The 25,463-nt window shown below is 25.4% G+C and carries 17 protein-coding genes, 3 tRNA genes and 3 rRNA genes; 1 reads left to right on the top strand and 22 read right to left on the bottom strand.

What is annotated here, in order from left to right; genetic code table 11:
- Positions 1-90: 90 nt before the first annotated feature.
- Positions 91-216: an OB-fold domain-containing protein gene (locus RS022_RS01145; protein ID WP_268850057.1), complete on the top strand. Its 126-nt coding sequence runs from the start codon at positions 91-93 to the stop codon at positions 214-216.
- A gap of 1,197 nt (positions 217-1,413) precedes the next feature.
- Here the strand turns inward: RS022_RS01145 and RS022_RS01140 are convergent.
- The 22 genes from RS022_RS01140 to RS022_RS01035 form a co-directional block, all read right to left on the bottom strand.
- Positions 1,414-3,555, bottom strand: a complete 2,142-nt coding sequence (locus tag RS022_RS01140; protein WP_268850056.1) for a polyribonucleotide nucleotidyltransferase — start codon at positions 3,553-3,555, stop codon at positions 1,414-1,416.
- Between the two features lie 90 nt (positions 3,556-3,645).
- Positions 3,646-3,721 (bottom strand) — tRNA-Asn (locus tag RS022_RS01135).
- A gap of 15 nt (positions 3,722-3,736) precedes the next feature.
- Positions 3,737-3,812, bottom strand: a tRNA-Val gene (locus RS022_RS01130).
- 8 nt (positions 3,813-3,820) lie between these two features.
- Positions 3,821-3,935 (bottom strand): 5S ribosomal RNA (rrf, locus tag RS022_RS01125).
- Positions 3,936-3,978: 43 nt separating this feature from the next.
- Positions 3,979-6,838, bottom strand: a 23S ribosomal RNA gene (locus tag RS022_RS01120).
- Between the two features lie 79 nt (positions 6,839-6,917).
- A tRNA-Ile gene (locus tag RS022_RS01115) sits at positions 6,918-6,994 on the bottom strand.
- 108 nt (positions 6,995-7,102) lie between these two features.
- Positions 7,103-8,637, bottom strand: a 16S ribosomal RNA gene (locus RS022_RS01110).
- Together the 16S, 23S and 5S rRNA genes with 3 tRNA genes alongside form the textbook arrangement of a ribosomal RNA operon.
- Positions 8,638-8,815: 178 nt before the next feature.
- Complete coding sequence (gene pth / locus RS022_RS01105) at positions 8,816-9,391, bottom strand: aminoacyl-tRNA hydrolase (RefSeq protein WP_268850055.1); 576 nt, start codon at positions 9,389-9,391, stop codon at positions 8,816-8,818.
- Between the two features lie 54 nt (positions 9,392-9,445).
- Positions 9,446-12,253 (bottom strand): cation-translocating P-type ATPase, encoded by a 2,808-nt coding sequence (locus tag RS022_RS01100; RefSeq protein ID WP_268850054.1) that lies wholly within the window; start codon positions 12,251-12,253, stop codon positions 9,446-9,448.
- Positions 12,254-12,737: 484 nt separating this feature from the next.
- Positions 12,738-15,308, bottom strand: coding sequence for a valine--tRNA ligase (locus RS022_RS01095; protein ID WP_268850053.1), 2,571 nt, complete (start codon positions 15,306-15,308; stop codon positions 12,738-12,740).
- A 91-nt stretch (positions 15,309-15,399) separates the two neighbouring features.
- Positions 15,400-15,990: a ribosome biogenesis GTP-binding protein YihA/YsxC gene (yihA, locus tag RS022_RS01090; RefSeq protein ID WP_268850052.1), complete on the bottom strand. Its 591-nt coding sequence runs from the start codon at positions 15,988-15,990 to the stop codon at positions 15,400-15,402.
- A gap of 366 nt (positions 15,991-16,356) precedes the next feature.
- Positions 16,357-17,106, bottom strand: a complete 750-nt coding sequence (locus RS022_RS01085) for a hypothetical protein (RefSeq protein WP_268850051.1) — start codon at positions 17,104-17,106, stop codon at positions 16,357-16,359.
- Positions 17,107-17,255: 149 nt separating this feature from the next.
- Positions 17,256-18,629 carry a Wadjet anti-phage system protein JetA family protein gene (locus tag RS022_RS01080; RefSeq protein ID WP_268850050.1) on the bottom strand — a complete coding sequence of 458 codons (1,374 nt, stop codon included), beginning with the start codon at positions 18,627-18,629 and terminating at the stop codon, positions 17,256-17,258.
- Between the two features lie 118 nt (positions 18,630-18,747).
- Complete coding sequence (locus RS022_RS01075) at positions 18,748-19,482, bottom strand: ABC transporter permease subunit (protein ID WP_268850049.1); 735 nt, start codon at positions 19,480-19,482, stop codon at positions 18,748-18,750.
- A 6-nt stretch (positions 19,483-19,488) separates the two neighbouring features.
- On the bottom strand, positions 19,489-20,478 hold the full coding sequence (locus RS022_RS01070) for a hypothetical protein (protein ID WP_268850048.1): 990 nt from the start codon (positions 20,476-20,478) through the stop codon (positions 19,489-19,491).
- A 22-nt stretch (positions 20,479-20,500) separates the two neighbouring features.
- Positions 20,501-21,202: an ATP-binding cassette domain-containing protein gene (locus tag RS022_RS01065; protein ID WP_268850047.1), complete on the bottom strand. Its 702-nt coding sequence runs from the start codon at positions 21,200-21,202 to the stop codon at positions 20,501-20,503.
- Positions 21,203-21,327: 125 nt separating this feature from the next.
- Positions 21,328-21,756, bottom strand: coding sequence for a Fe-S cluster assembly sulfur transfer protein SufU (gene sufU / locus RS022_RS01060; RefSeq protein WP_268850046.1), 429 nt, complete (start codon positions 21,754-21,756; stop codon positions 21,328-21,330).
- Between the two features lie 60 nt (positions 21,757-21,816).
- Entirely contained in the window at positions 21,817-23,073 is a 1,257-nt protein-coding gene (gene tyrS / locus RS022_RS01055) for a tyrosine--tRNA ligase (protein ID WP_268850045.1), read from the bottom strand.
- 65 nt (positions 23,074-23,138) lie between these two features.
- A complete protein-coding gene (gene rplS, locus RS022_RS01050; RefSeq protein ID WP_225696033.1) occupies positions 23,139-23,492 on the bottom strand; it encodes a 50S ribosomal protein L19 in 354 nt (117 codons plus the stop codon).
- A complete protein-coding gene (gene trmD, locus RS022_RS01045; protein WP_268850044.1) occupies positions 23,482-24,231 on the bottom strand; it encodes a tRNA (guanosine(37)-N1)-methyltransferase TrmD in 750 nt (249 codons plus the stop codon). Before trmD ends, rplS begins: the two co-directional genes overlap by 11 nt.
- A 4-nt stretch (positions 24,232-24,235) precedes the next feature.
- Positions 24,236-24,490 carry a 30S ribosomal protein S16 gene (gene rpsP, locus RS022_RS01040; RefSeq protein ID WP_268850043.1) on the bottom strand — a complete coding sequence of 85 codons (255 nt, stop codon included), beginning with the start codon at positions 24,488-24,490 and terminating at the stop codon, positions 24,236-24,238.
- Between the two features lie 60 nt (positions 24,491-24,550).
- A complete protein-coding gene (locus RS022_RS01035) occupies positions 24,551-25,342 on the bottom strand; it encodes a Bax inhibitor-1/YccA family membrane protein (protein WP_268850042.1) in 792 nt (263 codons plus the stop codon).
- Positions 25,343-25,463 lie beyond the last annotated feature (121 nt).

The raw sequence follows: 25,463 nt of genomic DNA, 5'->3' as shown, positions 1-25,463 counted from the left end.
TATATATATTAAATTATTATAACATAAATAAATTTTAATAAAATGATATTTTTAGAAATAAATTAATAAAAAGGATTATGTATTATCAATATGTATTTTTATATTAAAGGTAAAGTAACATTTATTCAAAATGATAGTGTTGTCTTAGATAATAATGGTATTGGTTATCAAAAAGAGGAGCTAACAACAAAAAACCAATATAATTGTTATTTATAATATCTTGACTATTATATTTGGGGTCAAAATTAATACTTATTAAGTATTGGTTTTCTTTTTGATATTTAAATTGATAAGGAGAAAGATAATTTAAATATTTTATTCTTCTTTGAGAATTATAATTTTTAATAAAAAAATTAACAATCTGTGTTAAACGTTTTTTGGTTAATTTTTTTCTTTTTTCTAAATAAATAGTTTCACATTTAAAATTAGCAAAAAAAATTTAAATACAAGCGTTTTGAGCGGGACTCCTTTTTTCTGAGAAACTAGGAATCAAGTTTTTTTCTTGTAAAGTATTTTGAATTATTTTTCCAGTATATTCAACACCTTGGTCCAAATTAAAAAAAGAAGTTTTTTAAATTTGGCAATTGGTTTAAAGGTGTTAAAACTAAATGAGAATCTCTTTTGGCAGAAAGATAATAACTCAAAATTTCTCTATTATACAAGTCCATATATCAATGATAAATAAAGGATTTTAATTTTCTCATTAAAATAAATAAGTAAAATCCGCACACAATTTTTGATAAGGTTGAGTAGATTAAAAATTATTTTTTAAGAGATTTAATTGAGAGATAGGGATATAATAGTTATTATTATAACGTTTAAGATAACGATTTTTTGAGTTTAACATAATAAATAAAATTTTTTGATTTTAAAATAAATTAATTAATAATATTTAAACAAGCATTTTTAAAATTTTGATGTTTTAATTGAAAAATAGTTTTGATTTTATGTTTTATTTGTTTGATTTCCATGGAATTAGGATTTGAGAATTAATATTCAATCTTATATTTATAATTATGACTACTTTTTTGTTGTAAATGGTAAAAAAAAACACAGTGTTCCAAAACTTTAAACTTTTTTTATTTTTATATATCAAAACATATCTTTTTATATCACGAATCACATCATTAATAAAAAAAATATTCAAATTATAACAATAAAAACTTAAATATATAAACTAAAAATATTTATAAATTAAATTTGCCATCTTATTTCTAATAAATTGATCTAAATTAATAGTGGTATTTCTTTATTTTTTTATAATTAAAAATATTTATGAAAATTAATAATTTTATTAAAATAATTTTTCTAAATAAGAGAAAATTATTAATTATTTAAAAAAATAAAACCCCCGTAAAATAAATGAGTTATATAATATAATTAGTAATTTATTTAAATAAATTTAAATTAAATTTATTTTATAATTTTATTTTTATAATCTTTTAAAGATAATGAAATTTGGCCCCTATTATTAATTTCGATACATTTAACAAATAATTGATCGCCTACATTTAAAACATCTTCTACTTTTGCTGTTTTTTTATTATCTAATTGGCTAATATGAATGAATCCTTTAATTCCAGGACAAATTTCAGCTACCGCTCCAAAAGATTGACCTTGTTTATCATTTAAAATCTTTAAAATAGTTACTTTAAAAACTTCACCTACTTTAATTTCTTTAACTAAATTTAAAATATAATTAGCTGTTTTTCTAACAATATCAATATTATTATGAGTTATAAAAATATTTCCATCTTGTTTAATATCTATTTGAACATTATCATGTTTTTCGATAATTCGAGAAATTATTTTTCCGCCTGTTCCTATTATATCTCTTATTTTATCAGTTCTAACACGAATAACTTTAACTTTAGGAGCGAAAGTAGAAACTTCATCATTATGTTTAGGAATGACAGTTCTCATTTGTTTTAAAATTTCTGTTCTTCCTAAACGTGCTTTTTCTAAAGCTTCTTTTAAAATATCGAAATTAATACCTTTTTGTTTTATGTCCATTTGCAAAGCAGTAATTCCTTTTTTAGTTCCAGATATTTTAAAATCCATATCCCCTTCTTTATCTTCAAAACCTTGAATATCAGTTAAAATAACATATTCTTTTTCATCTAAAAACAATCCCATAGCTATTCCTGCGACAGCTTGTTTTAAAGGAACACCTGCATCCATTAAAGCCATTGAAGCTGCACAAATAGTAGCTTGTGAAGAAGAACCGTTAGATTCTAAAATTTCTGAAACTACTCTAATAGAATAAGGAAATTCTTCTTCTGAAGGCAAAAGATAAAATAATGCTTTTTCAGCTAAAATTCCATGACCAATTTCTCTTCTAGAAGGTGCTATATACCTTCCTATCTCACCAACAGAATAAGAAGGAAAATTATAATGCAAAATAAAACGTTTTTCTTCTTCTTCTGTTAAATCATCAATTGTTTTACTTTCTCTTAAGGACCCTAAAGTAACAACAGCTAAACTTTGTGTTTGTCCTCTTGTAAAAAGAGCTGATCCATGAGTTCTAGGTAACAAACTTATTTGGCTTTCAATTTTTCTAATTTCTTCTAATTTTCTACCATCAATTCTTTTTTTATCTTGAATAGTCATTTTTCTAAATTCTTGACCTAATAAATCATAAAAAATATCTTCTATATGATGAAAATTTTGTCTATCTTCTAATAAAAAATCATTATTATTTTGATATTCTACTAATAATTTTTCTTTTAATTGATCAATAATATTTTTAAATGATTTAGAATCGTTTTTATTCTTTGAATTTATATCTAAAATATTTTTTATTTGAATTCGATATTTTTTTTCTATTTGATTGTATAATTCTTCATTCCAATAAGATTCTGCCAAAAGCTGTTTTCTAGGATTAATTTTTTCTTTAATTTCATCTTGAAAAAAACAAAGTTTTTTAATAATTTCATGACCATAAATCATAGCTTCTAATAAAACTTCTTCTGTTGTTTCTTTACAAACAGCTTCTATCATATTTAAACTGTTTTTAGTACCTGCCAAAATCAATAAAAAATCTGATTTTTCTCTTTGTTCTGAATTAGGATTAACAATAAATTTATTATTAATTTTTCCTATACATACTCCTGATACAGAATCTATATAAGGAATATCTGATATTAATAAAGATAAAGAACTTGATAAAATAGCAAATATTTCATTATTGCCATCGTAATCACTACTTAAAATAGTATTCACTATCTGAACTTCTTTTTTAAATTGTTTAGGAAATAAAGGCCTTAAGGTTCTATCTATCAAACGAGAATTTAAAACCTCATGATCAGACGGTTTACCTTCTCTTTTAGCAAAACTCCCAGGTATCTTTCCTACGGCATAAAGTTTTTCTTGATAAACAACTGTTAAAGGAAAATAATTTAAAACTGTGTCTTTTTTACTAGAAACTACTACAGTTAAAATAACACTATTATTATAACGAAGTAATACCGAACCATTAGCTTGTTTAGCTAATTTATTTATTTCAACAGTTAATAGATTATTTTCAAAAACAGTTTTAAATATTTGTGAATTCACTAAAGATTCCTTTTTTCTAATAAAAATATAAAACTATTATTCAAAATAAAATAATTATATAAAAAATACTTTTATATTTTTATTACTATATGGCGCCTATACTAGGGCTCGAACCTAGGACCCTCTGATTAACAGTCAGATGCTCTACCAACTGAGCTATATAGGCCTTTTATAAATAAAATGGTAGAGGATGAGGGACTTGAACCCCCGACTTTCTGCTTGTAAGGCAGACGCTCTCCCAACTGAGCTAATCCTCTTAAAGTAAACCTTGGCAAATCTTATTTTTGCTTTTAAAATCAAAAACTATCTTCAGGTTAAAAGGACTTAACTGCTGTATTCGGAATGGGAACAGGTGTTTCCCCTTTTATTAATTACCAAGGTTCTTTCAAAACTAGATAAACACAACCTTTTTAATTCTTCTTAAAATCAAAGTCAATGGATCTATTAGTACTAGTCAGCTGAAAAAATCACTCTTCTTACACCTCTAGCCTATCTACCTGATAGTCTTTCAGGGATCTCATAGGGAAATCTCATCTTAAAGGAGGCTTCACACTTAGATGCTTTCAGTGTTTATCCTTTCTATACATAGCTACTCAGCTATGGCTCTGGCGAACCAACTGAAACACCAGCGGTATATCCATCCCGGTCTTCTCATACTAGGGACAGCTCTTTTCAAATTTCCAACGCCCACGACGGATAGAGACCGAACTGTCTCACGACGTTCTGAACCCAGCTCGCGTTCCGCTTTAATGGGCGAACAGCCCAACCCTTGGAACCTTCTCCAGCTCCAGGATGCGATGAGCCGACATCGAGGTGCCAAACCGCTTCGTCGCTGTGAACGCTCGGAAGCGATAAGCCTGTTATCCCCAGGGTAGCTTTTATCCGTTGAGTTACGACCCTTCCATGCGGTATCGTAAGATCACTAAGTCCGACTTTCGTCTCTGCTCGACTTGTAGGTCTCGCAGTCAAGCTCCCTTATGCCTTTACGCTCTCTAAATGATTTCCGACCATTTTGAAGGAACCTTATGAACGCCTCCGTTACTCTTTAGGAGGCGACCGCCCCAGTCAAACTGCCCACCAAACACTGTCCCTCGTAATCCACTTACGTAGGTTAGAACATAAAAAATTAAAGGGTGGTATCCCAAAGGTGACTCCCTTTAAACTAGCGTATAAAGTTCTCCGTCTCCCACCTATTCTGTACATCAATTTCTCAAATTCAATATTAAGCTACAGTAAAGCTCCATGGGGTCTTTTCGTCCTGTCGCGGGTAATCGGCATTTTCACCGATAATTTGATTTCACCGAGACTCTTGTTGAGACAGCGCCCAAATCGTTATGCCTTTCGTGCGGGTCGGAATTTACCCGACAAGGAATTTCGCTACCTTAGGACCGTTATAGTTACGGCCGCCGTTCACTGGGACTTCAATTCAATGCTTCGGTTTAACCCTAACATCTCCTTTTGATCTTCCAGCACCGGGCAGGCATCAGCCCCTATACATCACCTCACGGTTTAGCAGAGACCTATGTTTTTGATAAACAGTCGCTTGGGCTTCTTTTCTGTGACTTTTGCTTTTTACACAAAAGTTCTCCTTATCCCTAAGTTACGGAGTAATTTTGCCGAGTTCCTTAACAAGAGTTTTCTCGCGCGTCTTAGTATACTCTACCTACCCACCTGTGTCGGTTTGCGGTACAGGTAAAAAAACAATTAACCCTAGAAGCTTTTCTTGAAAGTATGACATCGGTCATCTTACCTTCGAATCTAATTTTTTAGAATAAGAAAACGGATTTACCTGTTTTCTCAAACTCGATCCTTCAACCCTAATCCATATAAAGGGCATGCCTAGCCTTCTTTGTCCCTCCATCAGTTGTTTTTTTAGTGCAGGAATATTCGCCTGCTTACCATCGACTACGTATTTCTACCTCACCTTAGGACCTGACTAACCCAGGGCGGACGAACCTTCCCCTGGAAACCTTGGGTTTTTGACGGATAGGATTCTCACCTATCTTTTCGTTACTTACACCGGCATTCTCACTTCTGATCTCTCCACCACTGCTTCCGCTATGGCTTCACTGATATCAGAACGCTTCCCCTACCATATTTAACATTCGTTAATATCCGTAGCTTCGGTATAATGTTTGAGCCCCGATAAATTTTCGGTGCGAAGTCATTAGACTAGTGAGCTATTACGCACTCTTTAAAAGATGGCTGCTTCTAAGCCAACTTCCTAGCTGTTTTAACATCTTCACTTCCTTTTCCACTTAACATTAATTTAGGGACCTTAGCTGACGGTCTGGGCTCTTTCCCTTTTGACTATGGACCTTATCACCCACAGTCTGACTGCTGATTGTTTTTTATGACATTCGGAGTTTAATTAAAATCAGTACTTCGAGGTGAAGCCATCACTTATTTAGTGCTCTACCTTCATAAAAACTATTAATCAACGCTAGCCCTAAAGCTATTTCGGGGAGAACCAGCTATCTCTGAGTTCGATTGGAATTTCACCCCTAGCCACAAGTCATCCAAACACTTTTCAACGTGTCCTGGTTCGGTCCTCCATTTAGTTTCACCCAAGCTTCATCCTGGTCATGGATAGATCACCCAGGTTCGGGTCTATGACATACAACTAAACGCTCTTTAAAACTCGCTTTCGCTACGGCTCCGTTCCTTAAAACTTAACCTTGCTCTATATCATAACTCGCCGGTTCATTCTGCAAAAGGCAAGCCATCACTCATTAACGAGCTCTGACTAATTGTAGGCATACAGTTTCAGGATCTATTTCACTCCCCTCTCGGGGTTCTTTTCACCTTTCCCTCACGGTACTAGTTCACTATCGGTCACTAAGAAGTATTTAGCCTTAGGAGATGGTCCTCCTGTCTTCCAACAAGATTTCTCGTGTCTCGCCGTACTTTGTAGGATACTCTAGATAAAAAGTTTTCCCTTACAGGACTTTCACCTTCTTTGGTGTTTCTTTCCAGAAACTTCAAGTTGCTTTTTATTTTGTAACTAGTTAATAGTATCCAAGGCTATTCCGTGTTCGTTCGTCACTACTAGCGGAATCGTTATTACTTTCTTTTCCTGCAGTTACTTAGATATTTCAGTTCACTGCGTTCCCTTTTTGATTTTACAATCAAAAAACTACAATTTTACTGTAGTAGGTTGCCCCATTCGGAAATCCATGGATCTTCATTTATTTACAACTCCCCATGGTGTATCGCCGTTAATTGCGTCCTTCATCGGCTCTTAGTGCCAAGGCATTCACTGTACGCCCTTACTTTCTTCAAATTTAATTGAATTAAGCAAATCATGTTTATCTACTTTTCAAAGAACTTTCTTCGAAGTAAATATTTTCCTGATATAAAATTGGTGGGCCTAAGTGGACTTGAACCACCGACCTCACGCTTATCAGGCGTGTGCTCTAACCAACTGAGCTATAGGCCCTTTGGTCTTTTATATAAGAGAAACACTTTTTTTATAAAAAGAAAAACTTATATTTTAACCTAAGTCTTTCAAAACTGAAGATGATGATTTTTATATGTATGTCCTTAGAAAGGAGGTGATCCATCCTCACCTTCCGGTAAGGATACCTTGTTACGACTTAACCCCAATCATCAACCCTACCTTAGACAGCTCCCTCTTCTTGCAAAGTTAAGCCACTGCTTTCGGGTATTGCTAACTTTCGTGGTTTGACGGGCGGTGTGTACAAACCCCGAGAACGTATTCACCGCGACATGCTGATTCGCGATTACTAGCGATTCCAGCTTCATGAAGTCGAGTTGCAGACTTCAATCCGTACTGAGACTACCTTTTTGAGATTGGCTAAAAACTCGCGTTTCAGCTACTCTTTGTAATAGCCATTGTATCACGTTTGTAGCCCAGATCATAAGGGGCATGATGATTTGACGTTATCCCCACCTTCCTCCAATTTTTAATTGGCAGTCTCGCTAAAGTCCCCACCATTACGTGCTGGCAACTAGCGACAGGGGTTGCGTTCGTTTTAGGACTTAACCTAACATCTCACGACACGAACTGACGACAACCATGCACCACCTGTATCCCTGATAACCTCCACTATATTTCTATAGCTTTGCAGAGTATGTCAAGACCTGGTAAGGTTTTTCGTGTATCTTCGAATTAAACAACATGATCCACCGCTTGTGCGGAGTCCCGTCAATTCCTTTAAGTTTCATACTTGCGTACGTACTACTCAGGCGGAGTACTTAATGTGTTAACTTCAGTACCGAGGTTACCCCCGACACTTAGTACTCATCGTTTACAGCGTGGACTACCAGGGTATCTAATCCTGTTTGCTCCCCACGCTTTCGTGCCTCAGCGTCAGTAAAGACCCAGCAAGCCGCCTACGCTTCTGGTGTTCCTCCATATATTTACACATTTTACCGCTACACATGGAATTCCGCTTGCCTCTATCTCACTCTAGTCAAGACAGTTTCTATAACAAGACAGCGTTAAGCACTGAAATTAAATTATAGACTTATCTAACCGCCTACGCACCCTTTACGCCCAATAATTCCGGATAACGCTCGCCCCCTATGTCTTACCGCGGCTGCTGGCACATAGTTAGCCGGGGCTTATTCATTGAATAACGTCAAGATAGTTTTTCCACTATTTTTTCTTCTTCAATAAAAGAACTTTACATACCGAAATACTTCATCGTTCACGCGGCGTCGCTCGGTCAGAGTTTCCTCCATTGCCGAAAATTCCCTACTGCTGCCTCCCGTAGGAGTTTGGGCCGTGTCTCAGTCCCAATGTGGCTGTTCAACCTCTCAGTCCAGCTACACATCATAATCTTGGTAAGCCTTTACCTTACCAACTAACTAATGTGGCGCAAGCCCCTCTTTAAGCATACCCTCCGAAGAAGGTCTTTTAAAAACAAAAAGATGCCTTTTTGTTTCCTATCCAGTCTTAGCAACCGTTTCCGATTGTTATCCTCGTCTTAAAGGTAGGTTACTTACGTGTTACTCACCCGTTCGCCACTAAAACCTTTTGAAGGGTCTCCGTTCGACTTGCATGTATTAGGCGCGCCGCCAGCGTTCATCCTGAGCCAGGATCAAACTCTTGGTTTATAAAATTTTTGATATTTTAATAACAAAAATTTTGTTTTTATTAATTAAAAATTAATATTAAAATATCATCTTCAGTTTTCAAAAACACAAATTTTTAAATAAAAATATTTTTTGCTGAAATGTTAAAAATAACAACAAGTTCATTATAACATATAAAAAAATATTTTTAAAAAAAAGATCATTTTTTATTTAAAAAATTAAAAATTTTTTCAAAAGGGATATCGTCAATAAAATATTTTAATATATCAACGAATATTGGGAACTTATTCAAAATATCTTTTTTAATTTGCGGTTCAAAAAATCCTAAAACATATTCATTCAAAGGAATTGAAGAATTATTATTAACACCTATCTTTAATCTTTTAAATTGATTTGTATTTAAAATTTCTATAATATTTTTTATTCCATTATGTCCCCCATGTCCACCTTTATGTTTTAATTTAAAATTACCAGCTTTTAAATAAATATCATCATGTAAAACCAAAATATCTTGTATATTAACTTTATATTTTTTAACAATTTTTTCTATAGCTGAACCAGAATTATTCATATAAATTTGCGGTTTTAATAATATAACTGATTTCTTATTTATTTGAACATAGTAAACCAAATTAAATAGTTTTTTTTTTAATTTAAACGGAATTAAATTTTTTTTTAAATAATCTAAAAAAAAATCAATCATCATAAATCCTATGTTATGCAGAGTATTATCATAAATAATACCTGGATTTCCTAAACCGACAATAAGTTTCATTTTCTTTCCTTTAATGTTAAAAAATAAAAAAAGAAAAAAATTTAAACTATTTGCTTAAATTTTTTTTAACTTTTTTCTATTATTAATAAATTTATAAATATAATCAAAAAATAATATTATAAAAATACAAGAAAATAAACAAATATAATGTAAAATTTGTATTTTAGCTGTTCCAAAAAAATCATTTAATGTATGAATGTCTCTTGAAATAATAAAAAATAAAAATAATTCACATAAAATACCAAAATATAAAAGAATATTCTTCTTTTTAAAAGTTTGCCAAAATTGAAGTTTATCAGATCTGCAGGCAAAAACATTACCTATCTGAGCAAAAATAACAGCCCCAAAAGCCATAGTAGAAGCAGTTTTAAATGCTTTTTCTTGAGATAATTTTTCAAATCCAAATTTTAAACCATCGCCTCCTAAACCTGTATAAAAATAAAAAGATACGAAAAATACTAAGGCTAAAAATCCTTCAACTAAGCCTAAAAAACCATAACTTCTTCTTAATACTTTTTTATCTAATAAACGATCTTTTGCAGTAATAGGTTTTTTTTCTAATAAATCTTTATCAGGTTTTTCTGATCCTAAAGCTATAGCAGGAATTAAATCAGTTATTAAATCTATAGCTAAAATTTGCATAACAGTTAAATAAGGAGGATATCCAAACACTGCCATAAATATAACAGGGAAAATTTGTGGAATATTAGAACTAAATACATAAGTTATAAATTTTTTAATATTATCATAAATACCACGAGCTTCTAAAAGAGCTTTAGGAATAGTAGAGAAATTATCATCTAATAAAATAATATCAGCTGCATTACGAGCAACGTCTTTACCAGATTTACCCATTGCAATACCAATATGAGCAGCTTTCATAGCTAAAATATCGTTAGCTCCGTCTCCAATAACTCCTACTATTTCACCATTAGCACGATAAGCTTCTATAATTCTTAATTTATGTTGTGGAGTTGTACGAGAAAAAAATATTGGTTTAGGAGTTTTTAAAATATCTTGTAATTCTTGTTGAGATATTTTATCAATTTTTTCACCATCTACATTTAAATATTGATCATCTTTCACAATACCTACTTGTTTCCCTATAGATATCGCTGTTGGTCCGTAATCTCCTGTAATAACAGTAACTTTTAAACCAGCTTTATATAATTTTTCAATTGAATCACGTACTTCGATTTTAGGAGGATCGTAATTTACTAAAAAACCTAAAAAGACCATGTCTATTTCATCATAATTATCTGTATAAGATTCTATTTTTTTATAAGCAATAGATAATAAACGATAACCTTTACTAGCTAATTCTTCATTATGATTAACAAAAAAATCTTTATCTTTTTGAGAAAATTCGATTACTTTTTTATTTTTATATTGAAATTTACAATCTTTTAATAAAACACTAGGAGCGCCTTTGATAAATAAATATCTTTCATTCAAATCATAATTTTTTTGAGATAAATTCTTAACTAAAACACTCATTTTTTTAGTTTCCGAAGAAAAAGGATTCATTTTTTCTACTTGAAAATTATTTCTAATTTCATCTATATCCAAGCTATATTTACGAGCAGCGATTAAAAAAGAACCTTCTGTAGGACTACCTATTATTTGAAAATCTTTTTTATTAATAGGATCATTGATTAAATTAGCTTCAGAACATATTATAGCAGAAATAAATAATTTGCTTAAAACCTTATCATGTTTTTCTCTATCTAAATTTTTAAATTCGCCTTTTTTATTAAAACCATTACCTGTAATATCAACATATCCTCCAGGGAATAATATTTTATGACAAGTTAATTTATTTTCTGTTAAAGTACCTGTTTTATCAGTACAAATAACAGTAGTAGAATTTAATGTTTCAACTGAAAATAATTGTTTAATTAAAGCGTTTTGTTTAGCCATTCTTTGCGAACCGATAGCTAAACTTAAATTAATAGACGGTAATAATCCTTCTGGAATATTAGCTACTAACATTCCTAAAGCTACAGTAATAGAAGATTTAAAAACATCTGCCCTAGTTATATCTACAACAGTACTATAACGCCATATACAAATTAAAAAAACTAAAAAAGCCAAAGATGAAGCAATAATACTAATTACTTTAATAACTTTATGAATTTCTTTTTCAAGAGTACTTACGCCTTTATCAATATTTTGTACTAAATTAGAAACTTCTCCAATTTGAGTATTTCCAGCGATAGAATAAACAATAGCTTTGGCACTACCTTGTGAAACAGTTGTTCCTGCATATACTAAGTTAGGAATTTCAGAAATAACATCAATATTATTAATATTAGGATTACAAGTTCTATTCAAAGGAACAATTTCCCCTGTTAACATAGAATTATCAACATAAAAATTATTAGATTCTACTAATCTAGCATCAGCAGGGATAACACTTCCTACATCTAAAAAAATTAAATCACCTATTGTTAAATTAATTACATCAATAAATTCTATTTTACCATCACGATAAACTTGAATTTTATTAGGTATCATACTTCCTAAATAAGATAAAATCTTTCCAGCTTTGCGTTCTTGAAAAAAAGAAAAAACACCATTAACAATAACAACCATAATAATGGCTAAACCTACTGGTTTTTCATTAATACAAAAAGCTAAAAAACCCGCTGTCCATAATAAAAAAGCAAATATAGAAGTAAAATGTTTAATGAATTGTCGGAAAATATTTGTATTTTTATTTGATCTAATAACATTCAAACCATGAATAAGATATCTTTTTTTTGCTTCTTGATTGCTTAAACCATCAGAACTTGTATTAAAATTTTTAAAAACTTCTTTTGAAGATAAACAACTTATTTTTAAAAGTTCTTTATTTTTCATATTATTATCTAATTGCCTCTTTTTTAAAAAAACATAAATTTTTTAAAAAACAAAAAATTTCTTTATATATTAAAATATAAAATATATTATTCAATAAATATTTTGAACATAAAAAAATCAATCCTTATTATTATATAAAAAAATTAATAATTTCTTATATTTAACTATATCAATTATATTATTTAAAATTGTTTTAGATTCTATATCAGAAAAAAATTATGATAATTTTTGTTATATTAATTAAAATTTCTTATCTTTGAAAGAAACATTCTTAAATAAAAAACAATTTCGATAAAAAAATATTTGTTTTTTTTATTCCGCACAAAAAAAATAAGTATTCACATAAAAATATCCTTATGTATTTTATAATAATCCATAAACAAAAATAACATTAGCTTTAGGTTTAGAGACAGTTTTTTTAAAATGTATAAAAAATATTTTTATTAATAAATTATTAAAATTAATTGATCGAAAAAATATTTTTTTATATTATATCATTTTTATTTAATTTTTGATATTTATTTAAATATTTTTGATATTTTTCTCTTTCTAATTTGATTTTGTTAGGATTTGCTTTTTCTATAAATGAATTATTACCTAAAATTTCTTCACTTCTCTTGATTTCTTTTAAAAGCATTTCTTTTTGTTGTTTTAAATTATCTTTAATCGCTGTATTATTAATATTTTGCCAATTTTTTTTATCTATCCAAATGGATATATTTTTTTCAGAAAATAAACAAACATAATTTTCATCTAAACTATTAATAATTTTAACTTTATTTACTTGAAAAAAAGTTTCTAAAACTGAACTAAAAATTTTTAATTCTTTATTTTTTTTCGAAAGCGTTTCAATATACAAAGTAAACAAATTATTTTTGTTAATTTTACGCAAATGTCTCCAATTACGAAATTGAACAATTAAAGTTTTTAAACTTTGGATATCATCTAAAGATTTTAAATCCGAATAATCAATTTTCGGCCAAGAAGAATGAACGATAGATTTTCCTAAAGTTAAATCTTCATAAATAGCGTCAGTTACAAAAGGAATGAAAGGATGTAATAATTTTAAAATATTTTTCAAAATAAAAAGTAAAAATTTTTGAGTATTTAAATATTCTTTTTCTTTTTTTAAAAAAACTTTTAAAAATTCTAAAAAGAAATTTCCAAATTCTTCCCAAATGAAATGATATAATAATTCTCCTATAATATGAAATTCATATCTTTCATATAAAAAATCAATTTTTTTAATTAATTTTGAAAAATGAGTTAATAAAGCTTTTTCTGGAAATAATAAAAGCTCTTCATTGAAATCAGTTTCTAAAGTCTGAAGATTTAATTTAATTAAACGACTTATATTCCAAATTTTATTAATTAATTTCCAATTATTAATTATTTTCTTTTCATCATAACATAAATCAGAACCATTAGAAACATTTGTGGTTAAAAACCATCTTAAAACGTCTGTTCCATATTTATCAATAATTTCTCGCGGCTCGATCCCATTTCCTTTTGATTTAGACATTTTTTGCCCTTTAGAATCTCTTACTAAGCCATGTAATAAAACATTTTTAAAAGGTTTTTTTTTAGTTAAATAAAAACTTTGAATAACCATTTTAGTAACCCAAAAAGTTAAAATATCATAACCAGTAACTAAAACATCTACTGGAAAACGTCTTTCAAAAAAATCATTATTTTCTTGATCCCAACATAAAGTATTTAAAGGCCACAAAGAAGAAGAAAACCATGTATCTAAAACATCTGTTTCTTGAATAAAACCATTTCCTGGATCTTCAACTTGAACTTTAATTTCTTCATTTTTATACCAAACAGGAATAGAATGACTCCACCATAATTGACGAGAGATACACCAATCTTCAACGTTTAATAACCAATTATTAAAAATTTTTAAAAATCTTTGAGGAAAAAAATTTATATTATGTTGTTTTAAAACAAAAGAAGATAATTCTTTCATTTTCAAAAACCATTGTAAAGATAATCTTGGTTCAATTATAGATCCTGAAATACTAGAAAAACCTACCATATGTTTATGTTCTTTTATCATAGAAACTAAATTAATTTTTTCTAAATCATTAATTAATTTTCGACGACATTCTAAAATGCTTAAATTTTGATATTTTTCGGCTATTTCATTCATAGTACCGTCTTCATTTATACATAAAATAGATTTTAAATTATTTTTCTTCCCTATTCGAAAATCATTTTCATCATGAGCGGGAGTTATTTTTACCACTCCTGTTCCGAATTCCATATCAACAGAATCATCTGTAATTACAGAAATTATTCTATTGGTAAATGGTATTTTAACTTTTTTACCAATCCAATCACAATATCTTGAATCTTCAGGATTAACAGCCAAAGCTTGATCAGCAAAAATCGTTTCAGGTCTTGTAGTAGCAACTTCTAAAAAGAGATTAGAATCATTAAATAAAAAATATTTTAGATAAAAAAATTTTCCTTGAATTTCTCGATAATTAACTTCTATATTAGATAAAGTTGTCTTAATAACAGGATCCCAATTAATAATTTTATAATCACGGTAAATTAAATTATCTTTATATAATTTAACAAAAACTTTTTCCACTGTTTTAGTTAAAGGAGGATCTAAAGTAAATTTTTCATATTTATAATCTAAAAATAAACCTAATGAAGCCCATTGCTCACGAATAATTTTAGAATAATCTTCTTTCCATACAGAAGCATATTTTAAAAAAATTTCTTTATTTAAATTTTGGTCTAAGAATCCTTCTTCTCTTAGTTTTTGTTTTATTTTATTTTGGGTTGCTATTCCTGCATGATCCATTCCAGGCAAAAAAAGAATATCATAACCTAACATTTTTTTTCTTCTAACTAAAATATCTTGTAAAGTATTATTCCAGGCATGTCCTAAATGAAGTTTTCCTGTAATATTTGGAGGTGGAATAACAATAGTAAAAACTTGTTTTTTTAAATTATTTTCAGTTCTAAAGTAATCTTTATTTAACCACTTTTGATATCTTTCTTTTTCTATTGTTTGAAAAGAATATTTGGCTTTCATAATATATTTTTTTACCCTATTTAAAAATTAATTAACATCTTTTAAAATTTATTATCATAAAATAAAAATACTAAAAAATAATTTTAAATATTTATAAATCTATTTTAGAATAGATGAAATCAATAATATTATTTAATCCATCTTTCGTTTTACAAGATAATAAATACATTAGTATTTCACTGTAACCTAATTGTTCAAAAATTTCTCGAATTTGTTTAAATATATTTATAACCTTATTCGATGAAACTTTATCTTTTTTATTTAAAATTAAACAAGGTTTAAAATTAGATTGTCTTAATTGTCGGTATATTTCTATATCTAAAAAAGTAGGTCCTACTTTAAAATCTATAAATTGAAAAAGAATTTTAATATCAAAATTTTTTTGTAAAAAATTATTAATCATTTTAACAACACTTTTTTTAACTTGCAAACTTTTTTTCATGTAACCATAACCAGGAGAATCTACTAAATAAAAAGAATCATTTAATAAAAAATAATTTAAAGTAATTGTTTTACCAGGAGTTTTCGATACTAAAGCCATTTTTTTATTATTAACTAAAGCATTAATAAAAGAACTCTTGCCAACATTACTTCTTCCGATTAAAAAAATCTCTGATAGTTGAGGCAAGGGGCGATATTTTAAATCAGTAATACTTTTTAAAAAAAGAACTTTGTTAATCACTTTAATTTTTACCTTAATTTAAATATTTAAATATTTTTTTAATATATAAAATTTAATCAATATCAATAATTATATAATATTATAACAACTCTTATAACTAATATATTCGAAAAATTAAATTTAATTCATTTTTAAAATATTTTATACTAAAAAATTATTAAATAATTAATTTATATCAAATTTAAAAAAAATACAAAACAGACAAATATATAATATTATTTTTTATAATTATCAAATTATTATTTATTTTTAATTAATTAAAAAACAATTTTTTTATTTCTAATTATTTTTATTTATTAAAAAATCAAATTTTCCAAATTATAATAAAAAATCAAACTTATTTAAGTTCGATTTTTATTTTTATATTTAATAAATTTGAGAAAAGTCATAATATTTATATGAATGAATACTACTTTTCAAATGATTAATTTTTTTAATTCTTTGAGATTCATTACTATATTTATAAGTGTATAAAACAAAATTTATTTTTTTAAATCCATATATAAAACTAAAAAATTTATTTCTTCTTTTAAAAATATCAGCATAATGAATTTTATTAATCATTTGTCCTTCATCATTATAAACATAATGAAAAATACTTTTTTTTAAAGAATGATTTTCATCAGAAAAAACTTTTATTTTAGCCATTAATTGACCTTTTTTATTATATTTATATTTCGTTTGAAATTTATTTTTATGATTTCTCGAAATAATTATTTTATTTTGATTATTATATTCAAATGTTTTTATTAATTTATGATTTTCAAAATCATATATTGAAACAATTTTATTTTCGTCGTTATATTGATAAATATGAGTTTTATTTGTATCTATATAACATTTGTTTATTATTTTTCCTTGATAATCATAATTATAAATAATTTCTATTCTATCATTTAGATCGTTATATTTTAAAACAGGTTTATAATTCCATGAGCAATCTTTTTGAAAAATATTTTCATCATTATCTTTTATTTTTTCAAAAAAAGGAAAAACATTTTGATTTTCACGAACAGCACATATTTTAAAAATATTATAATTAAAATAAATAAAAAATATAATAATAATAAAAAATTTGAAAAAATATTTATAAATTTTTTTTAGATTCGAATACATATTTGCTTTCTAATTATTTTCTAAATTTATTTTAGAGATTATTTCTCAAATAAACCATCATAAGTATATATTAAAATCATCTATTTAAAATATTAAAAAAATAAAAATCAATTTTAACTTTAAGATTTATTATTTATAAACAAAAAAATTTATTTTTTAAAAATTAAAAAATCAGGAAAAGAAAAATTATAAGAATTTACTTTTATATTTAATTTCTTAATTTGATAAATATTTTTATTTGAATCAGATTTAGCATAAATATAAATAAAAATAAGTCTTAATATATCTTGATTATTTTTTAAAATCATTTCCGAAGCTTTAAAATAATTTTTTTTCTCTAAAAGTTCTTGAACAAAAACATTAATATTTTGACAATGAAAAAGATTTTTTTTATCTAAAAATAATCTTTTTTTTTCTTTCAAATTAAATTCTATTTCTTCAGGAATTGTTTTCAATATAGATAAAGTTATTTCTTTTTTGGGAGATCTTGGTTTATAAAAAGAAAATTCATCTAAATTTTTAATATTCCATAAATTACAAAAAGAGGAAAAATTTATTTTATCACATAAAATTAATTTAATAGTATTATTAAAAAGATTTTCTAAATTTTTTTTTCGATTACTAAAAAATAAAATCTTATCACAAGCTATTTGTAAATATTGTTCATTCTTTTGATCTATAATTTTAATCAATTTATCTGTTGATGATAAATTTGTTTTAATTTCTTGAATTTGTTTTTGAATCAAATTATTGATATCTTCTTTGGAGTTGTTATTTATATTTTTGATTTGTTCCTTCATTTTTTGAAAATAAATAGGATTCGTTTCTATTTCTTCAATAAAGAAATCAATTTGAATACAATATTTTAAAAAATTATCAGTTGTTTTTAAAATATAATAAGAAGAATCGAAAAAATTCTTTTTATAATCTGATAATAATTGTTCTAAAATATTTTGCAAATTATAATTAAAATTAATATTAATTAATTGATTATAAAATCTAAAAATATTAGCTTTTAAAATTTTCAGTTTGGTAACAAGACTTTTTGTTTTTAAAATAGCCTCTTGAAAAGTAGTATACTTTTTGGTAGTAAGAAAAAATTTTAGAAGAGAATAAACACTATAAATATTTCCAATAGATTCTGAATTAATATGATTAAGAGTTTTTTTGAAAAAATAAATCATATCTAAACTATAATCAAAAAAATTTAAATTAATAATATTATAACTAACTTTTTCTTCACTTAACCAACCATTTTTATTAAACAAAGTAATAACTCTTGAAGCTTTTTGTCGATTATTAGTAATTATTTCTTTTTCATCTTCTTCTTGAAATAAAATTTCAGACTTTTCATCGAAATATTTCTCTAACACATTTAAAGCTATATTTTTATCAATATCAAAATTATCATCTTCATTAGATAATTCCTCTAAAAGAATAAGACAGTCAACATAAATATCTTTGTTAACAGAAGACAATAATTGAAAAAAATTAGAAGGAATAATTTTAAATAAACAAGACATATATTTAAATCCTTAAATATTTAAATTTGTAGAAATAAATGAAAAATTTATAATATAAAAATAATTTTATATTTATTTCTAAAAAAAATTATATATATATTAAAAACGAAATAAAAATTTATCTCGTTTTATCAAATTTATCAGCAATCCAATTACCAATTAAATTTACAATTTGAACTAATAAAAATATTATTATAATATATGTTAAAGTTAGTTCTAATTGATTAAATCCTGCTTTTTTAAAATTAAGATTACCATCGTTCCATCCGTATGTATAAATTATACCGATCAACCCAGCTTGGCCTAAAATATGTAAAACACTAGAATAAGCTAATGCAGAAATAAAAAGAGAAACTAATTTTAATATTAAAAAGGATCTAGATTCTTTTAATAAAAAATATATAATAAATTGTTTTTTACTAGCTCCTAAAGTGTAAGCTGTTTGATAAATTTCTGGATTAATTTGTAAAAATACTTGTTCACAATTGCGAGCGAAAACACAAATTAAAACAAAACTTAAACAAAAAAGAGCCGCTTTAAATCCATAATAACATCTAAAATTTGGTCCTAAAAAATGATTAGTTATTAAAATAACTAACATCAAATACGGAGTAGAAATAATAATATTAATAAAATTATTTATTAAAAAATAAGTTTTTGTTTTCTTTTTTATTTTTAATAAATATAAATATATAGCTAATAAAAAACCTAAAATAGAAGAAATAAAACAAGATAAAAAAGTTAATTTGACAGTTGCTAATAATCCTTCTAAAACTAAATAATTACTATTAGAAAAATAACTATTATGGCGATAACTTAAAACTTTAAAAAAAGAAAAAAAGAAATTTCTCATAATTAATTATGAAAAATATTGATTAATTTTATTTGTTATTTTTTCTATCTCGTTAGAAGGTATAAAATCTCCGTTTTTATATTTTCCTTGAAAAAAATCAATTATATCCTGAATACTTAAAATCGATTTTAATTCTTTTATTAATTCATTATTTTTATATTTTTCTTTTATTATCAATGAAATTGTATTAGTTATGGCGAAGTCATTAACTTCAGGTTTTGTGTATTTTTTAATAACATCTATTTCGCCATTTGTAACTCCTGCAATCGCGGGATAATTAATAAATAAATCATATTCGCTATCTTTAAATAATTGAACACTATTTAATAAAGTAACTCCAGATGGTATACATATTTCTATATTTTTCGGAATATCAAAATCATTTTTGTCTAAAAAATATCTTTTATCTTTTATTTTTTGTTCAGTATCTTTTGAAATTTCTTTTCTCGATATAATTTTTAATTTTTCTAAAAAACGTAACATAATATTAATTTGTGCTTTATTATCACAAATTAAAATCTTTATTGGTTCGCTCTCTTGTTTTTTTATTATCTCAAAATCTTCCCAATTTTTTATTTTATTTTTATTTTTTCTAGGTTGTTTGATATTATATAATCCAATATGAGGCCAATATAAAGGATGAGCAACTATTATTGAATCAGAAAATTGCATTTTATCATTCTCATCAATAGAATAAGATAAATGAGAATCTAATTTAGCAATTACTTCATTATTCATTAATAATTTATGTGTTTGCGCATATTCATTAGAAATAAATTGTACGTCCAACTCCATACCTTTTTCTTGTAATCTATTTTTAATCTGATCTGATGTCAAAAAATCCTTTACATTAGATAAAGCAGTAGCAATTTTTAATGTTTTTGTCGTGTCTTTTCCTTTATTATTTATGAAAAACCACCATCCACCAACAATCGAAACAATAATAATTAAAATAAAACCAATTTTTAAATACAAAAATTTTTGTATTTTATTCACTTTATTTTCTCCAAAATATTTTTTATTTATTTAAAAAAATTTCTTTATAAGACGAAGATTTAAAATAATAAGAAGGTGTTAAATCTATAATTTGTTCTATTTGATTTTTATTCAAAATAGCAACCGAATTACATAAAGTTTTTATAACTGAACTATCATGAGAAACTATCACAATAGTCGTTTTTTTTATTTGATTTATTTTATAAAATAATTTTAAAATATTTTTGCTAACTGTTTCATCCAAAGATGAAGTAGGTTCGTCGCAAAAAATAATTTTAGGATTATAAACTAAAGTCCTAGCAATAGCTGTCCTTTGTTTCTGACCTCCTGAAATTTGTTTAGGATATAACTCAATGTAATCGGACAATCCGACAAATTTTATAACTTCTAATACTTTTATTTTAATTTCTTCTTTGGGATAATTTCTTATTTTTAAAGGTAAAGCTATATTATCAAAAATATTTAAATTAGATAAAAGATTAAAATTTTGCCAAATAGTACCGCTTTCTCGATAAGTAAAATTTTTAAAAATTTTAGTTTCTTTTCTTTTATCAGGTTGTTCTAAACCATTCATTATTTTTAACAAAGTAGTTTTACCAGAACCAGTTTTACCTACTAAACCGAAAATTTTTCCTTCAAAAATATTTAGATTTATCTTTTTCAAAATAGAAATATTTTTTTTATTACTTGAATAAGTTTTATAAAGATTTTCTATTCTCAACATTATTTCTAAAAATAATAAATTCTTTCTTATTTAAATTTAAATAATATTTTATTTTTTTACATTTTATTTCAATAAAATGTAAAAAAATAAAATTCAAATAATTAACTAAATATTTTATATTTATCTTATTGTATATTTATCATTTGTAATAATAATTTCCAAGGCATACTAGCGCATTTAAATCTACCAGGAAAATCTTTAATCGTTTCAAAAACAAGTAATTCTTCTTCTAATAATTGTGGATCAAAAATTTCATTTTTCAACATATTACAAAAATGTTTTATTTTTTTTATAGCTAACATTAAATCATTTTTTTTTAAGTGAATAGACATTAAAGAAGCGGAAGCAGTTAAAATAGCACATCCTTGACCTTCATATTTAATATCTACAATATCTTTATTTTCAAATTTCACTTGAAGAATTATTTCATCGCTACAAGAAATATTTTTTTCTTTCATAACGCAATAATGAATTAGCTCATTGTTTTTAATTAAACCTTTATTAAAAGGATTACGATAATGTTTAACTATTAAATCACGATATAATTGATTCATCTTTTTAACAAAACCTTCTACATATTCATTAAAATAAATAAAAATAAAATCTATATTTTTTTAAAATTTAAAAATAATCAAAGCACTAATTTTATTTTTTTTTGTTAACAAAATATATTTAGAACATAAAGATTTTTTAAAATCTAAAACATAATCTAATTTATCAATAGATTTATGAAAAATCTTAATAGATTTGGATATTATCAATATTCTAGCTTTCTTTTTAGAATCAGCTAATTTTGTTTCTAATAAGGCGTTGACTAGAGAAATTTTTTTTTCTTTAACTTCTATAGAAACTAAATATTTTTTCAATAAAAAAAAATCATTTTCATTTAACAATTTTGATTTATCAAAAAACAAAATATTATTAACTTCGAAACATTCTTTGAAAATTTCTTTTCCATGAACAAAAGAAACAATTTGTTTAGCTAATTCTTTTTGAGCTAACCTATAAGAAGGGTTTAACTTAACTTCTTTTTCTAATTCTAAAATTTTATCCACTTCTAATAAGGTTAGCATTTTCAAATAATTAATAACATTTTGATCATCAACATTTAAAAAAAATTGATAAATTTGATAAGGAGTTGTTAGTTTTTTATCTAACCAAATGACATTTTTTTCGCTTTTTCCGATTTTAACTCCTTTATTATCTAATAAAAGAGAACTGCTCATTCCAAAAGGTTTTTTGGATAATTTATCCAAATTTTTTTTTCTAATCAATTCTAACCCAGAAGTAATATTTCCCCATTGATCAGAACCACCTAATTGTAAATTAACATCATATTTTTTATATAAAAAATAAAAATCTAAAGATTGTAAAATTATATAAGAAAATTCAGTATAAGAAATACCTTTATCTAATCTTTTAGCTATTTTTTCTTTAGAAATCATATAATTAATATTAAAATATTTTCCGTAATCTCTCAAAAAATCAATAAGATTAATTTTAGATATCCATTCATAATTATCAACAAAAATAATTTTATCTTTCGGTAAAATTTTCATTAATTGTTTTTTAATTTTAACAAAATTTTTATCAACATCTTCTAAAGATAATAATTTTCTTTCTTCTTTTTCTTTCGGATCACCTATCAAAGAAGTAGCTCTTCCAAGTAAAACAAAAGGATTATGTCCTTTCTTTTGTAATAATAAAACAATTGTAATTTGAACTAAATGACCAATAGTTAAAGAAATAGCGGTCGGATCGAAACCACAATAAAAATTAATTTTTCCTTGGTTCAAAAGTTTTTCTAATTCTTTTTCATTGCTCAAATCTTTAACCAAATTACGCCATTTTAATTCTTGGAATAAAAACACAAAAAACCTCTTATCTATTTATATATTTAAAAAATTAAAGAAATAAAATAATTAATATTAATTAATTATTTTTTTTCTTTAATTTTAATAGCTTTATTTGATAATTTTCTAATATAATACAATTTAGATCTACGTACTATACTACGACGTACAATCTCTATTTTTTCATAACAAGGAGAATGTACTGGAAAAATACGTTCTACTCCTACTCCTGCATAAACTTTTCTAACAGTAAAAGTTTCAGAAATACGACTTCCTTTACGGCTAATAACTATACCTTCAAAAACTTGGATTCTTTTTTTGTTTCCTTCTTCAATTTTATCAAAAACTTTTATAGTATCTCCTGGTTTAAAATCAGGGATGTTTCTTAAATTTTTTTCATTAATTGAATGAATTAATTGTTGACCTTTAAAATTCATTTTCTATTCCTTCATTTTCTTCTTTTTGAATTTCTATTAACAATTTTTGTGATTCTAAATCTAAATTTATTTTTTCTAATAAATCTGGTCTTTTTAAAAAAGTATTCCTTAAACTTTCTTTTTGGCGCCATTTAGCAATTTTAGAATGATTTCCAGATAAAAGAATTTTAGGAACTTTATATTCTTTATAATTTCGAGGTTTAGTATACTGAGGATATTTTAATAAACCTGTTTGATGTGAATCGCGAAGATAAGATTCTTGTTTAATTACCCCTGGTAAAAGCCTAATCAAAACATTCATTAAAATAATAGCTCCGAATTCTCCTCCAGTTAAAATATAATCTCCTATCGAAACCTCTTCATCAACATAATTTAAAATTCTTTCATCTACGCCTTCATAATTTCCACATAAAATTATTAAATGAGAATAATCTTTTAAATATTTAATAGCTTTATATTGATTCAATAAATTACCTTGTGGAGATAATAAAATTACCTTTGTTCTATCCGTCCTTTTTATTTTTTGCAAACATTCATAAAAAGGAGGAAAAGATAATAACATTCCGTAGTCTCCACCATATGGAGTATCATCAACTTGATGATGTTTATTTTGGCTGTATTTTCTTAAATCATGAATATTAATTTGAACTTTATTCTTTTCTTGAGCTCTTTTCATAATTGAATTATTTAAAAGATTGTCAAAAAAATTAGGAAAAATAGTAATAATATCAAATTGCATTATTTTATTTTAAATTAATATTTTTTTGTTTTTTAGCTTTTTTTAATAAATTAGTAACAGTTTTAGTTTTTTGAGAACCAACTGATAACCATTTTTGAACTTTATCTAAATCTACATCGATTAAATTACGAAATGGTTCGTAAGTCCCTAAAATTTCTAAAAATTTTCCGTCTCTTTTGTTACGAGATTCCATAGACACTATACGATAAAAAGGTCTTTTATGGTTACCTAAACGTTGTAAACGTATTTTTGTTGCCATTTTAAATAACTCTCCTTCTTAAAATTAATAATTTTGATTTTAAATTTTAATTTGATAAATCTAGTCTCTATTAGTACTACCGAATAATATTATTAAAGTATCAAATATTCTGTAAAAAATATAAATAAAAAGTTTTAAAAAAACTAAAGATAATTGCCATTCATATTCAATTGGCATACTATTCATAATAATATTATCAACATAACGAAAATGTTCGATTAATATTAACGTTGTAAATACAATCATAAATAAATTAATAGGAATACATATCATAGCGTACAATGTTCCGCTACAAAAAAATAATGCAATAAATTCTATTATAGTCAATGCAAAAAATATATAGCTCATTTTTTTTATTAATTGGAGATTGTCAATCTCTAATAAAGATCCTTTATAATACAAATATGATGTAACTCCGAAAACCGAAGCAGTAGCAAATAAAGCAATTAAACAAATAGGCATAATATTAGGCATAACAATTTCGCATAAATTCAACATAATTCCTAATGGAATACCTGTAAATATCGAACAAACAAAAGAACATGCCTTAGACGCTCCAATAGATCTAGTTCCGATGATCATAAAAACAAAAAAAATTATCCAAGCAAAAGAAATTATCGATGAAAAAATATTAAATATATAAATATTTTTTTTATAATTTATCATAAAACCTGTAAAAAAATAACTTACACCAGAAAAAAAAGAAGCAATAAGTAATAATATAATTGTTTTTGTAGCTATTCCAGCACGTGTTACTCTATTTTGATAAATAATATTTGTTCCAGAAGTAAAGTAAAAATTCTCTTTAATTTTTTTAAAAGCACTACTTATTTTAATTTTATCTCTTAACATTTTTTAAATCCTCTCTATTATCCAATTTAAACAACAATAATAATTCATTTTTTTTAATTAATGTAAAAATCAAAAAATACATAAATATTATATTATATATATTGATTATAATATTTTTTTA

The sequence above is a fragment of the Candidatus Phytoplasma rubi genome, from assembly GCF_026821955.1.
Classification (GTDB): Bacteria; Bacillota_I; Bacilli_A; order Acholeplasmatales; family Acholeplasmataceae; genus Phytoplasma; species Phytoplasma vitis.
The sequence above is the reverse complement of the archived record's forward strand: the minus strand, read 5'-3'. Positions and strand labels throughout refer to the sequence as shown.

Excerpts from the sequence above, each read along its gene's own strand:
- RS022_RS01035 (WP_268850042.1), bottom strand. The coding sequence starts at position 25,342 with ATGTTAAGAGATAAAATTAAAATAAGTAGTGCTTTTAAAAAAATTAAA.
- RS022_RS01095 (WP_268850053.1), bottom strand. The coding sequence starts at position 15,308 with ATGAAAGCCAAATATTCTTTTCAAACAATAGAAAAAGAAAGATATCAA.
- pth (WP_268850055.1), bottom strand. The coding sequence starts at position 9,391 with ATGAAACTTATTGTCGGTTTAGGAAATCCAGGTATTATTTATGATAAT.
- RS022_RS01085 (WP_268850051.1), bottom strand. The coding sequence starts at position 17,106 with ATGTATTCGAATCTAAAAAAAATTTATAAATATTTTTTCAAATTTTTT.
- RS022_RS01075 (WP_268850049.1), bottom strand. The coding sequence starts at position 19,482 with ATGAGAAATTTCTTTTTTTCTTTTTTTAAAGTTTTAAGTTATCGCCAT.
- sufU (WP_268850046.1), bottom strand. The coding sequence starts at position 21,756 with ATGAATCAATTATATCGTGATTTAATAGTTAAACATTATCGTAATCCT.
- rpsP (WP_268850043.1), bottom strand. The coding sequence starts at position 24,490 with ATGGCAACAAAAATACGTTTACAACGTTTAGGTAACCATAAAAGACCT.
- RS022_RS01080 (WP_268850050.1), bottom strand. The coding sequence starts at position 18,629 with ATGTCTTGTTTATTTAAAATTATTCCTTCTAATTTTTTTCAATTATTG.
- trmD (WP_268850044.1), bottom strand. The coding sequence starts at position 24,231 with ATGCAATTTGATATTATTACTATTTTTCCTAATTTTTTTGACAATCTT.
- RS022_RS01145 (WP_268850057.1), top strand. The coding sequence starts at position 91 with ATGTATTTTTATATTAAAGGTAAAGTAACATTTATTCAAAATGATAGT.
- rplS (WP_225696033.1), bottom strand. The coding sequence starts at position 23,492 with ATGAATTTTAAAGGTCAACAATTAATTCATTCAATTAATGAAAAAAAT.
- RS022_RS01065 (WP_268850047.1), bottom strand. The coding sequence starts at position 21,202 with ATGTTGAGAATAGAAAATCTTTATAAAACTTATTCAAGTAATAAAAAA.
- RS022_RS01100 (WP_268850054.1), bottom strand. The coding sequence starts at position 12,253 with ATGAAAAATAAAGAACTTTTAAAAATAAGTTGTTTATCTTCAAAAGAA.